This window comes from Nonomuraea sp. NPDC048892 (assembly GCF_040649735.1).
GTDB classification, from domain to species: domain Bacteria; phylum Actinomycetota; class Actinomycetes; order Streptosporangiales; family Streptosporangiaceae; genus Nonomuraea; species Nonomuraea maheshkhaliensis.
The window spans coordinates 1,003,505-1,015,571 of the sequence record NZ_JBEZFZ010000001.1; the positions used below are offsets into that span (position 1 = coordinate 1,003,505).

Annotated in this window: 12 protein-coding genes; 7 read left to right on the plus strand and 5 right to left on the minus strand. The window is 72.0% G+C overall.

Annotated elements, in window-relative coordinates:
- Positions 1-170: 170 nt before the first annotated feature.
- A complete protein-coding gene (locus tag AB0C28_RS04910; protein WP_358073104.1) occupies positions 171-515 on the plus strand; it encodes a hypothetical protein in 345 nt (114 codons plus the stop codon).
- Between the two features lie 54 nt (positions 516-569).
- Positions 570-2,708 (plus strand): DUF6351 family protein, encoded by a 2,139-nt coding sequence (locus AB0C28_RS04915; RefSeq protein ID WP_358073105.1) that lies wholly within the window; start codon positions 570-572, stop codon positions 2,706-2,708.
- A 4-nt stretch (positions 2,709-2,712) separates the two neighbouring features.
- On the opposite strand, the gene AB0C28_RS04920 is transcribed toward AB0C28_RS04915, so the two are convergent.
- Positions 2,713-3,147: a MarR family winged helix-turn-helix transcriptional regulator gene (locus AB0C28_RS04920; RefSeq protein WP_357838342.1), complete on the minus strand. Its 435-nt coding sequence runs from the start codon at positions 3,145-3,147 to the stop codon at positions 2,713-2,715.
- A gap of 79 nt (positions 3,148-3,226) precedes the next feature.
- On the opposite strand from AB0C28_RS04920, the gene AB0C28_RS04925 reads away from it, so the two are divergent.
- Positions 3,227-4,045, plus strand: coding sequence for an SDR family oxidoreductase (locus AB0C28_RS04925; RefSeq protein ID WP_358073106.1), 819 nt, complete (start codon positions 3,227-3,229; stop codon positions 4,043-4,045).
- Positions 4,046-4,099: 54 nt separating this feature from the next.
- Here AB0C28_RS04925 and AB0C28_RS04930 read toward each other — a convergent pair whose 3' ends face one another.
- Positions 4,100-5,641 (minus strand): hypothetical protein, encoded by a 1,542-nt coding sequence (locus tag AB0C28_RS04930; protein WP_358073107.1) that lies wholly within the window; start codon positions 5,639-5,641, stop codon positions 4,100-4,102.
- 128 nt (positions 5,642-5,769) lie between these two features.
- Here AB0C28_RS04930 and AB0C28_RS04935 point away from each other — a divergent pair, with 128 nt between their 5' ends.
- Genes AB0C28_RS04935 through AB0C28_RS04945 form a run of 3 tightly spaced genes read left to right on the plus strand, consistent with a single transcriptional unit; the run spans position 5,770 to position 8,253 of the window.
- Positions 5,770-6,909, plus strand: a complete 1,140-nt coding sequence (locus AB0C28_RS04935) for a HAMP domain-containing sensor histidine kinase (protein WP_357838334.1) — start codon at positions 5,770-5,772, stop codon at positions 6,907-6,909.
- Entirely contained in the window at positions 6,906-7,562 is a 657-nt protein-coding gene (locus tag AB0C28_RS04940) for a response regulator transcription factor (protein WP_357838331.1), read from the plus strand. Before AB0C28_RS04935 ends, AB0C28_RS04940 begins: the two co-directional genes overlap by 4 nt.
- A 52-nt stretch (positions 7,563-7,614) precedes the next feature.
- A complete protein-coding gene (locus AB0C28_RS04945; protein WP_358073108.1) occupies positions 7,615-8,253 on the plus strand; it encodes a hypothetical protein in 639 nt (212 codons plus the stop codon).
- Positions 8,254-8,265: 12 nt separating this feature from the next.
- Here AB0C28_RS04945 and AB0C28_RS04950 read toward each other — a convergent pair whose 3' ends face one another.
- From AB0C28_RS04950 to AB0C28_RS04960, 3 genes are read right to left on the minus strand one after another with little or no spacing between them, the layout of a single operon-like run.
- Positions 8,266-8,742 (minus strand): hypothetical protein, encoded by a 477-nt coding sequence (locus tag AB0C28_RS04950; RefSeq protein WP_358073109.1) that lies wholly within the window; start codon positions 8,740-8,742, stop codon positions 8,266-8,268.
- Positions 8,739-10,499, minus strand: a complete 1,761-nt coding sequence (locus AB0C28_RS04955) for a HAMP domain-containing sensor histidine kinase (protein ID WP_357838323.1) — start codon at positions 10,497-10,499, stop codon at positions 8,739-8,741. The genes AB0C28_RS04950 and AB0C28_RS04955 overlap by 4 nt, the downstream gene beginning before the upstream one ends.
- Before the next feature lie 7 nt (positions 10,500-10,506).
- Positions 10,507-11,181 carry a response regulator transcription factor gene (locus tag AB0C28_RS04960; protein WP_326634011.1) on the minus strand — a complete coding sequence of 225 codons (675 nt, stop codon included), beginning with the start codon at positions 11,179-11,181 and terminating at the stop codon, positions 10,507-10,509.
- Positions 11,182-11,405: 224 nt separating this feature from the next.
- Here AB0C28_RS04960 and vanY-N point away from each other — a divergent pair, with 224 nt between their 5' ends.
- Entirely contained in the window at positions 11,406-11,963 is a 558-nt protein-coding gene (vanY-N, locus tag AB0C28_RS04965; protein ID WP_357838319.1) for a D,D-peptidase/D,D-carboxypeptidase VanY-N, read from the plus strand.
- Positions 11,964-12,067: the final 104 nt, after the last annotated feature.

Sequence of the window (12,067 nt, forward strand, 5' to 3'; positions counted from 1 at the left end):
CGAAGGATTTCCTTGTGTACGACATTTCCGAATAAAGCCCCGAAAAGGGATTCTTGGCGGGTAATACTCCGTTTTCCGGCGAAGAGTGCCAGTCGCATGGTGAGCCCCCAAGGCGACATCAAGCCGACGACGCCGCTAGGGTGGCCGCGATCACCTGAAAGGATCACTCCATGCTGCGCATCGTTCGGCGTTCCGTCCTCACCAGCGCGCTCGCGATGGGGGTCGCTCTGGCCGCCATCGGGCTCGCTCCCGCCTCCGCCTCGGCGACGCCGCCGTACGCGCTCGTCAAGTTCTCCTTCAACTGTTCGCGCGTGGGCCCGGTGACGGTCACCGTCAAGGGGCCGGGCGTCGCGGGCTCCGCGCGTAGAGTGACCGGCGCCAGCTACTTCCGCGGCCGGCCCGGCCTCTTCAAGATCGAGCGCCTGGCCAACGGCCGGATCGCGCCGAAGAAGAAGTACTTCAGGATCACGAACTCCTCCACCCGCCGGATCCCGGTCTGCTCCACCAAGTGGTGACGCCAGGGTTGATCGGCTCTGGCTTGTAGATCGTTTTTGACGTACAAACCCCATATGAGATCGTTTGTACGTCGTACGCGCCTGCTGTCCGTTACCGGAGCGGTCGTGGCGGTCCTCGCCTCCTCGGCGGCGCCCGCCGCCGCTTCGGACGGGAGCGGCTTGACCCTCACCGTGCTGTCGTCCCGCCCGCAGGCCGTGTCCGCGCACGACGCTCTCATCCGCCTGGAGCTCCCGCGAGGGGTCCCCGCGGCGAAGGTGCGGGTGAAACGCGACGGCACGGACGTGACAGGAAGCTTCGTGCGCGCCGGTGCTGGGCTCGAAGGGCTGGTCGCCGGCCTGCGTACCGGGCGCAACGTGCTCACCGCGACGGCGCCGGGCGCCCGATCGGCCCGGCTCGTCCTCGACGACCACCCGGTCACCGGACCGGTCTTCTCGGGCCCGCACGAGCAGCCGTTCATCTGCGACACGGCGGCCTTCACCACCGTCACCGGCGGCAAACTCGGCCCGCCTGCGGACTCGGACTGCTCGGTCGCCACCCGGGTCGACCACGTCTACCGCACCACAGCCGGGAAGTTCGCGCCGTTACCCGCGAACGAGACCCGCCCCGCCGACCTCGCCTGGATGACGACGAGCGCCGGTCAGCGGGTGCCGTACATCGTGCGGGTGGAGACCGGCACGATCAACCGGGCCGTCTATGAGCTGTCGATGCTGGCCGACCCCGCCGCCGAGCCGCCGGACCCGTGGCGGCGCTCGCCCGGCTGGAACGGCCGGCTGATCTACACCTTCGGCGGCGGCTGCACCGGCGGATGGTACGTCCAGGGTCGCAACACCGGCTCCGTCATGGACGACCGGATGCTCCGCCAGGGGTACGCGGTGGCGTCGTCGTCGCTCAACGTCTTCGGCAACAACTGCAACGACCTGCTGGCCGCCGAGTCGGCGAGCATGGTCAAGGAACGCTTCGTCGAGGCGTACGGGGCGCCGGCGTTCACGATCGGGTGGGGGTGCTCGGGCGGGTCGTACCAGACGCACCAGATCGGCGACAACTACCCCGGCCTGCTCGACGGCATCGTCTCGGGATGCAGCTTCCCCGAGGTCGGCTTCGCCACCGTCAACGCGATCACCGACGCGCGCCTGCTCAACCACTACTTCCGTGAGGTCGCGCCCGGCGCCTTCAGCCAGGAGCAGCAGCAGGCGATCTCCGGCTTCGGCCGGTGGGAGAGCATCGCGAACCTCGCCGCGGGCGGCGGCCGGATCGACCCGCGCATCTTCTGCCCCGGCCAGCTTCCGGCGCCGCTCCGCTATCGCCCGGAGACCAATCCGACCGGCGCCCGATGCGACGTCTACGACCACACCGTGAACGTCTACGGCCGCGACCCGCGCACCGGCTTCGCCCGGCGGCCCCTGGACAACACCGGCATCCAGTACGGGCTCGGCTCACTGCGCGACAAGACGATCACCGTCGACCAGTTCCTCGACCTCAACGAGGGGATCGGCGGCTTCGACGCCGACGCCAACCACGTACCGGAGCGCACCCGGGCCGACCTGGCCGCGACGCGGGCGGCGTACCGGAGCGGGCGGCTGCTCAACGCGGGCGCCGGCCTGGCGAGCATGCCGATGATCGACTACCGCGCCTACACCGACGACGCGCCGGGCGGCGACATTCACATGCGCTTCCACTCCTTCGCCACCCGCGAACGGCTGCTGAAGGCGAACGGCACGTACGCCAACCAGGTCATGCTCGTCGAGGACAACCGCTACGGCGGCTTCTCACTGTCGAGCCCCGTCCTCATGGAGGCGCTGACCCGGATGGACCAGTGGCTCACCGCCATCGCCGCCGACCACCGCCCCGGCCCCAAGGCGGTCCGGAACAAACCCCAGGACCTCACGGACGCCTGCTGGACCCGCGACGCCACCCCTCGCAAGATCGCCGAACCCCAGGTGGCCGGCAGCGGCACGACGACCTGCAACACGCTGTACCCGGTGTGGACCTCACCGCGCCTCGTCGCAGGCAGCCCGATGGCGGGCGACATCGTCAAATGCCACCTCCGCCCCCTCGACCCCACCGCCTACGGCACTCCGCTGACCCAGCCCCAGCTCGACCGCTTGAGGCGCATCTTCCCGCAGGGCGTCTGCGACTGGTCCAAACCCGGCATCCAGCAACAACCCCTCGCCGGCACCTGGCAGTCGTTCTGACAACTCAGCCGGCGGCGGGTCCTTCGAGTGGGACGACGCGGCTCAGCAACCCCGCGAGCTGCCGCAGTTCGCTGTCCGACAGCACCCCCAGCGGGGTCTTCTCCAGCGTCGTCCTGAGCAGCTCCGCCCGGACCTCGCGGCCCTTGGCGGTCATGACCAGGACGCGGGAGCGGCGGTCGGACGGGTCCACGGCGCGTTCCACCAGGCCCCGTTCGGTGAGCTGGTTGGTGATGAAGGTCAGGTTGGGGGCGTTGCAGTAGAGCCGCTCGGCCATCACCTTCATGGACGGCGGCGGTTCGTCCGGGTCGATGGCCCACAGCGCCTGGAACGTGGCCGGCGTCAGCCGGTGGCCGGCCAACGCCTCCATGATCAGCGCGTTGGTCCGCATCCAGATCTCGTACGTCGCCGTGACCGCTGCGGTGAGCTCGTGCCCGGACATGCCGCCATCCTATGACGTTTCGAGTATCGAAGTATCGTGCTAGCGTTTTGCTTCGAGACTCGAAACAATGGAGGATCGGATGAGAGACGACGACTATCGAGGCGTCACCGCGCTCGTCACCGGCGCGTCCAAGGGGCTGGGGCGGGCGTACGCGCTGGAGCTGGCCCGCAGGGGCGCGCGGGTGATCCTGCTGGCCCGCTCGGAAGCGGACCTGCGCGAGCTCGCCGCCCGGATCGACGAGGCGCACGGCGGGCCGGGCACCGAGGTGATCGTCGGCGACCTCACCGCCCAGGACGGTCCCGAGCGGATCGTACGGGAGCTGCACGACCGCGGCCTGACCGTGGACCTGCTGCTCAACAACGCCGGCATGGGCAGCGCGGGCCCGTTCCTCAGCCGCCCGCTCCAGCCGCAGCTGAGCTCCGTCAGCCTGAACGTCAGCGGCCTGCTCGCGCTGACCCACGTGATCGGGGCCGAACTGGTCGCCCGCGGCTCCGGCGGCATCATCAACGTGTCGTCCACCGCGGCCTTCCAGCCCCTGCCCTACCAGGCCAGCTACGCCGCGACCAAGGCGTTCGTGCTCTCCTTCAGCGAGGCGCTGGCCGAAGAGCTGCGCGGCACCGGGGTGCACGTCATGGCCGCGCACCCCGGCGCGATCGCGACCGGCTTCTTCGACGGCACCTCCGCCACGATCGACCCCCGGGTGGCCGACACGCCGGAGGCCATCGCGGCCCGTACGCTGGACGACTACGCCAGGCGGCGCGCGGTGTCCTACCCGGGCCGGGCCGTGACCCGGGCCATGACCTGGCCCGCGCGGCTGCTGCCACGCACCGCCGTGGTACGGATCGCCGCCGCGTTCAACCGCCGCCTGCGCCTGCACGAAACCGTCGACCTCACCTGAACGGCCGCTCACGGCAGACAGCGCCCAACACGCGGTTTATGGCTGACGGGCTGTTCACGATGCGACGGGCCTCGTCCTGCGGGTGGCGATCAGCAGGACGATCAGCGCGTACGCGCAGAGCAGGGCGAGCCCGGCCGGCCAGGGCAGCGGGAAATACCCGGCCGACGGCGCGTAGTGCTGCGTCACCTGCGGATACTCCACCAACGTCTGCTTGACCGCGAACCCGGCCGCCGGCGTGAGCCGCAGCAGCCAGTCGGAGACCGTGTCGGGCAGCAGCGGGAATGCCGTGACCACGTACGGCAGGGCGATCAGCGACACGCCGGCGACGATCGCCGTCCACCCGCGGCGGAGGAGCACGCCGAGTCCGTACGCGACGACGGCGCAGAGGGCGAGCACCGCCGCGAGACCGGCGATCACCCGGACCCCGGTCGGCACCGGCAGCGGCGGCACCACGATGCCGTTGCCCTTCATGATCTCCAGCCCCACCGGCAGGACGACGCCGACCGCGACCAGCCCGGTGACGAAGACGGCCCCCGCGACGACGAGCGCCCGAGCGGCGATCACCCGCCGGTACACCGCTGTGCCGGCCGTGCGGGTGCCGTCACCGGTCGGCGAGTCGCCCGTGCGGGCGCTGGAGCCGGCCACCGCACCGGCTGTGCGGGCACCGTAGCGGGCGGCCGTGATCACCAAGACGATCAGGGCGATCGGCAGGCCGGGCAGCGTGTTCTCGACGGCCCGCGTCCCCTCCTCACTGACCGGCCCGATGTCCCCGGTGCCGCTGACCGTGATGACGCCGTCCTTCACCACGGCCCCCGACGCGTTGTGGAGTTTCTCCCAGTCGGTGTGGTTCATCGCGCCGACCGGCTCGCTGTCCCACCCGCCAGCGCCGCCCTTGACGGTGACGTGGTCGAAGACGCCCACGGCCTGGGTGAACCTGACCTCCTCGATCGCCCCGCCGAGGCCGGTCTCGCGCAGAGTGAGGTCGCCGGGCGAGGTGGCGAAGAGGCCGACCCGCACGGTGTCCGGCAGCCCGTCGAGCGTCGCGGTCGCGACGGTGCGCCACCGGCTGCCGTCGGCCGACTCGGCGCCGGTGATCACGTCGCCGGAACGGGTCAGCCGCAGCCAGCGTGGGGAGCGCGCCGAGACGCCGCCGGGGCCGCCGGCGACGTCGTACCGGTAGTCGTGCTGGAAGCGCACGCCGTGATGGCCGGTCATCATCAGCGCCGCGTACCGCGAGCCCTGCCGCGTGCCGTCCTTGACGATGATCCCGGCCTTCGCCCACGGCACCAGCCCGGACACGATCCGGTCGTGTTTCGGCGGCGGATACGTGATCGTCCCCGTCATCGAGGTCATCCGTACGGTGATCGAGCCCTCGCGGCCCAGGTCACGATGGAGGAGCCAGAACGTGTCACTGACCACGGACCCGTCGGCGGCGACGGGCACGGCCGGACAGGGTCCCGAGCAGGACGAACGGTTGTTCAGCGCGAGCAGCAGCCCCAGCGCGACGACGGTGAGGGCCGCGCAAACCAGGGCGATCAGCCGCCCCGGGCGGCGGAACCCGGTCCATTCCCGCCGGAGCAGTTCGGTGGTCGACATGCGGTCGGTTGTACGTCCGCGCGCATAACACGGCCCGAACCGGCCCCGTCATGCTGGTGTTATGTTCGCCGGGGCATGCTGACAGCATGGTCGGGCCGCGCAGTGGGACCGTGGGCACACGGTTCACGATGATGTACGCCGTTGTGTTCCTGCTGTCGGGCGCCGGGCTGCTGGCCCTGGCCTTCCTGCTCTCCGGCGGTGGCAGCCTGAGCGAGACCGCCCCGGCGGAAGGCCCTCCGGCCCAGGGCGACGTCACCGCGGCGCACGAGCGCATCAGGGTGCTGGAGGATCAGCTGGCCGCGGTGCACACGCAGCAGTCCCGGCAACTGCTGGTCGGCTCGCTGCTCGCGCTGGTCGTGATGGCGGTCGTCTCGGTGCTGCTCGGCCGGGTGCTGGCCAGGCGCGTCCTGCGGCCGCTGCGGCTCATCACGGCCGTCACCCGGCGCATCTCCGCCGACAGCCTGGACCGCCGCCTGGCCGTCACCGGCCCGGCGGACGAGGTCAAGGACCTCGCCGACACCATCGACGAACTGCTCGGACGGCTGGAGGAGTCGTTCACCGCGCAGCGGCGGTTCGTCGCCAACGCCTCCCATGAGCTGCGTACGCCGCTGGCGACCATCCGGGCCTCGCTGGACGTCGCGGTCGCCAAGCCCGACCCGGCCCACTCGACGGTGGCGCTCGCGGCCCGCGTACGCCGGCAGCTCGACCGGCTCGACCACCTGCTCGACGGCTTCCTCGTGCTGGCCAGGGCGCAGCACGGCCCGCCGGCCGACACCGCGCGGGTCGACCTCGGCGACCTCATCGACGCCGCGCTGCGGGAGAGGTCCGCGGACGTCGGGCGCAAGGAGCTGAGCGTGGCGGTGGACGTGCCGCAGGAGACGGCGGTCGTGGGCAGCCCGGCGCTGCTGGCGCGGCTGGTGGGCAACGTCGTCGACAACGCCGTGACCCACAACGAGCCCGGCGGCTGGATCGGGATCACCGGATCCGTGGACGAGCGGGAGACGACGCTGGTCGTCGAGACCGGCGGGCCCATACTCGACCAGCGGGAGGTGGCCCGGCTGGCGCGGCCCTTCGAACGGCTGGGCGGCGAACGTACCGGCTCATCCGGCCTGGGCCTGTCGATCGTCGCCGCCGTGGCCGCCGCCCACGGGGGCCGGCTCGACCTGCTGGCCCGGCCGGAGGGCGGGCTGCGCGTCTCGATCACCCTGCCGATCACCGGAGGGCCGGTCGCTGGGGTGTTGGTCGCTGAGGGGCCGGTGGGGGCATGAGGATCCTGGTGGTCGAGGACGACGACGCCCTCGCCGAGGTCGTCGCCGAAGGGCTGCGCGACCAGGGGATGGCCGTCGACCTGGCCTACGACGGGCTCACCGCCGCCGCCAAGGCGGACCTCACCGCGTACGACGTGGTGGTCCTGGACCGCGACCTGCCAGGACTGCACGGCGACCTCCTGTGCCGGCTGCTCGTCGAGCGGGCGGAGCGGCCGATGGTGCTGATGCTGACCGCGGCCGGCGCGCCCGGCGACCGCGTCAGCGGGCTGACCCTGGGCGCGGACGATTATCTCGCCAAGCCCTTCCACTTCCCCGAGCTGATCCTGCGCATCCGCGCACTGGCCCGCCGCCGCCCGGACGCGCGCCCCCGGACGCTGCACGTGGCCGGGATCCTGCTGGACCCGGTACGCCGCACGGTCGTCCGCGACGGGCGGCAGCTCGACCTCTCGGTGAAGGAGTTCGCCGTGCTGGAGGCACTGCTGCGGGCCAGCCCGGGCTTCCTGAGCGCGGAAACCCTGCTGGAACGGGTGTGGGACGAGAACGCCGACAGCTTCACCAACACCGTCACGGTCACGGTCGGCCGCCTGCGCCGCAAACTCGGCGACCCACCGGCCATCACGACGGCACGAGGAGTCGGCTACCGAATCGCCTGATCACCTCGCCCAGGGTTTCGAACCGGCGGTCGCGCAAAAGCATCCAACAGGGATGATGATTCGCAAACGCACCCCACGCGCCACCCCGCGGGTCGAGGTGACGCGCCTGCCCGAGGACGTCGTGGCGCTCATCGACGCCCTGGAGCCGGGTGCGGAGATCATCCTCACCCGTGACGGCGCGTCGATCGCGACGATCTCCAGCACGATCGCGGTGGTCGAGGGCGCCGTCGTCGATCGTGCGGCCTCGGACGAGACCGGCGATGAGGCGCCGCCCGACTACGACGGCGTGACGGTCGTGGTCACCGCCATGGAGCTGTCGAAGGCGGCCAGGGTCGCGCTGTCCACCCAGCTCGGAGCCGATTACGTGGTCCTCGACCTGCACGCGGCCCCGGCGACGGCCGATGTGCTGCTGGTGCCCCCTGGCAGCCCGCAGCTGATCGCGGCGCTGCGGGCGAGCTTTCAGCGGGCTCGCGTCGTCGTCGCCGAGATCGAGGATCACGAACTCGGGGTCCAGTATCACGGCCCGGTACGACGGCTGCTCGACGCCGGCGCCGACGCGTATCTCCCTCCGGCGACCGTTCCGCTGCTGGCCAGGCAGCTCGAATACACCCTGAACCAGGGACGCGAGCTCGCCGCCGGCTCCGCCGCGCCCCTGCGGCTCGCGCCTGCCCCCGAACCGGACGCCGAATGATCCCGCCCCCTGCTATTCGGGGCAGTTCCGGGGGTCGACGTTCTTGTCGGTGCCGGTGACGGTGACGTCGGCGGTGCCTTGCGGTGTGGCGGTGGCGGCCGTGCAGACGATCTGCTCGACCGCCCGCGTGGACAGCCCGCCGGCGCCGGCGGACACGGTCACCACGACGCGGCCGGCCGGGCCGGTGGTCACCGAGAACGGGCCGGCTTCGAGGGGGATGTCGGTGGTGAGGCCGCGGGCCTGTTCGGCGGCGGTCGGGCCGGCTGCCAGCAGCGCGAGCGTGTCCGTCTGGGAGAGTCGGCGGCCGGGCCGCGTCACCGGGCTGAGCTTGCCCTTCTTCACCAGGTAGAGGGTGATCGGCCGGGTCGGTGCGACGGCTCCGCTCGGCGGAGGGCCGACGGGGATGACGTCGCTCGGCCGCACGCCGCAGCCGGCCACGGCGACGAGCGACACCAGGCTTGCCACGAGTACGCGGCGGGCCCTGCTCACTTGGAACCTCCCACGTCGGTCCGCCCGTCCGGGGTCTCCGGGCCGTCCGCCGGGTGTGCTGGGCGGTCGGCCCGCTCGGCGGGGCCGTCCTGGCCGTCCGCTGAGCATCCGGTCCGCTCGTCGGGGCTGGCTTGGCCGTCCGCTGGGCGTTCGGTCCGCTCGTCGGGGTCGGGCGTTAGGCGGGGCAGGCGCAAGGTGAAGACGGCACCGCCGTCCTGGGCGTTGGCGGCGGTGAGGTCGCCTCCGTGCAGGCGGGCGTTCTCGCGTGCGATGGCCAGGCCCAGCCCGCTGCCCTCCGACCTGGCCCTGGCCGCGCTGGCCTTGTAGAACCGGTCGAACACGTGCGGCAGCGCCGCCTCGTCCAGCCCGGGGCCGTGGTCGCGCACCTCGACGGTGACCCAGGACGAGTCGGTGGAAAGCCGTACCGACACCGGTGGCTCGCCGTGCCGCAGGGCGTTGCCGACCAGGTTGGCGAGGATGACGTCCACTCGGCGCGGGTCCAGCCGGGCCGTCACCCCGGCGGGCAGTTCGGTCCGCACCGACTCCGGCCAGCCCCGGGTGCGCAGGGTCGCGCGTACCAGCTCGGCCAGGTCGATCTCGTTCAGCGCGAGGGCCGCGACACCCGAGTCGAACCTGCTGATCTCGATCAGGTCGTTCACCAGCGCCGTGAGGTTGAGCGTCTCCTGGCTGACCAGCCTGGCGGCCCGGCCGGCCGGCTCGGGCAGCTCGGCGGCCTCCTCGTCGAGGACGTCGGCGACGGCGGCGAGCGCGGCCAGTGGCGTGCGCAGCTCGTGGGACACGTCGGCCACGAACCGGCGCGCGTCGGCCTCCATCTCACGCAGCTGCGCGACGTGCCGTTCCAGCTCCGCGGCGGTGTGGTTGAACGTACGCGCCACGTCGGAGAGCTCGTCGGAGCCGCGGATCGCGATCCTGGTACGCAGCTCGCCCTCGCCCAGCAGGCGGGCCGCATGGCCGAGCTCGCGCACCGGGCGCAGCACGCCACGGGTGGCCAGCGAGGCGAGCAGGACCGCGAACGCGAGGGCCGCCCCGCCGGCGAGCCAGGCGTACGCGGCGAGTTCGTCGATGCTGCGTTGTTCGGGAAGCAGGCTGAGCGCGGTGTAGACCTCGATGCCGGACACGCGGGTCGTCCGGTCCGATTCGGTGATCAGCAGTGGCGCGCCGATGATCAGGATGGGCTGCTCGTGCCGCACCAGGCGTTTCCACGCCATTTCGCCGCCGGCCACCGTCCGCCGCAGCCCCGCCGGGATCATGGAGAGATCGGCGACCGGCGCGTCCGCCGGCATGGCCGGCAGCCGGGGCCTCAGCGGGCCGTCCTGGTTCGGGTCCTCCTGGAGCCGGCGGTCCTGGGTCGGCTCGTCCTGGGTCGGGCCGTCCCCGAGTGGGTCGTCCTGGGGTCGGCGGTCCTGGGACTGGTGGTCCGCCGGCGGGCGGGCGGGGCGGGTCAGGGACGGTGCGTGCATGTCGCGGTAGACGGCGATCGTGAAGGTGTTGCCCTCGGTCATGGCGCGGGCGATCTCTTCGAGGTCAGCCGGCCCCGGCGTCGCGGTACGCAACGGGAAGAGCGCCTCCAGCCGGCTCCGCATCGCCTCCACGGCGGCGTCCTGGGCCCGCTGCAGGATGGCGTTGCGGGCGCCGACGTAGAACCCGCCGGCCACCGCCGCTGCGGTGACCACACACAGCAGCGCGAACGCGAACAGCAGCCGGGCGCGCAGCCCCGGGCTCGGCCGAGGTGTCACGGGCGGCTCACACCGGCCCGAACCGGTAGCCGAACCCACGCACGGTCTGCACGTAGACGGGCGCCGCCGAGTCGTCCTCGATCTTCGCGCGCAACCGCTGCACACAGGCGTCCACGAGGCGGGAGTCGCCGAAGTAGTCCTGCTCCCACACCGACTCCAGCAGTTGCTGGCGGCTGTGCACCCGGCCGGGCGTGCCGGACAGTTCGAGCAGCAGCCGCAGCTCCGTCGGGGCGAGGCTGACCGGCTCGCCGCGGTTGGTCACCACCAGCCCGGCCCGGTCGATGGTCAGATCCCGGTAGCGCTCCAGCTCCGCCTGGTCCCGGCCGATCCGCCGCAGCACCGCGCGGATGCGCGCCTCCAGCACCCTGGGCTGCACCGGCTTGACCACGTAGTCGTCCGCGCCCGCCTCCAGCCCGGCCACCACGTCCATGTCGTCGCCGCGCGCGGTCAGCATGATGATCGGCACCTCGCCGATGGCCCGGATGCGGCGGCAGACCTCGAACCCGTCCATCCCGGGCAACATCAGGTCGAGCACGACGACGTCGGGAACGTCCGCACGCAGCCGGTCGAGCCCCAGCTCGCCCGACTCCACCGCGCGCACCCGGTGCCCGTGCCGGCTCAGGGCCAGCTCAAGGCCCTCACGCACGGCCGGGTCGTCTTCGATCAGCAACACTCGCGACACGCCGCCGAGTTTCACCACACGCTCCGTCACTCGTCCGCCGGTCAACCCCCGTCCATTGTCGACCGGCCGTGTCTCCGCCTCGTCCGCGCGATGTCATGGTCGTGTCACGGCCGGGTCCCCGCCAAGTCCCAGCCGGGCGGGGCGCCCTCGGACGGCGGCCGCCGTCGAGAAACGGTGACATGCGGCGGACGGCGCGCGCACATTCGCCGCCAATCGTAATCGGCATGGACGAACCCCGCATGATTCCACCCCGGCCCCGAGATCGGGTGTATGCCGTGGTCACGCTGGTGCTCGCCGTGCTGCTGCTGCCCGCGGCGCTCGTTCGCGACCCGGGCCGCGCCCGCGAACTGGCCTGCCGCTGGGCGTTGCGGCTGCGCTTCCCCGCCGAGGATCTGACCGGGCTCACCGAGGGCGCCCTGGCGGCGTTCACTGCGGCGCGCACCGAGGCGCTCTGGCGTCACGGCCAGCTCATCGGCCTCACCTCGGGTTACCGCGATCCCGCCGCCCAGCAGCGGCTGTTCGACGAGGAGGTACGCCGCTCCGGCTCGGTGGCCTCGGCACGCATGCTCGTGCTGCCGCCGGCGCTGTCCCCGCACGTCAGGGGCCTCGCCCTGGACGTACGCCCGCACGAGGGCGCGCGCTGGCTGGAGCAGCACGGCGCCCGCTACGACCTCTACCGCATCTACGACAACGAGTGGTGGCACTTCGAGTATCTTCCCGGCCGCGGCGGCACCCCGCCACCCCGGCGGCCCCACCCCGGCGTGATCACAGGACCGCTCTGAAGGCACTGGACGCCGCGGACGCTCCCGAATCTAGCGCCGCTAGCGTGAATGTCGTAGCTATGCTAGCTTTGTTCCTGTTCCTAGCGACGCTAGATATCGGAGAC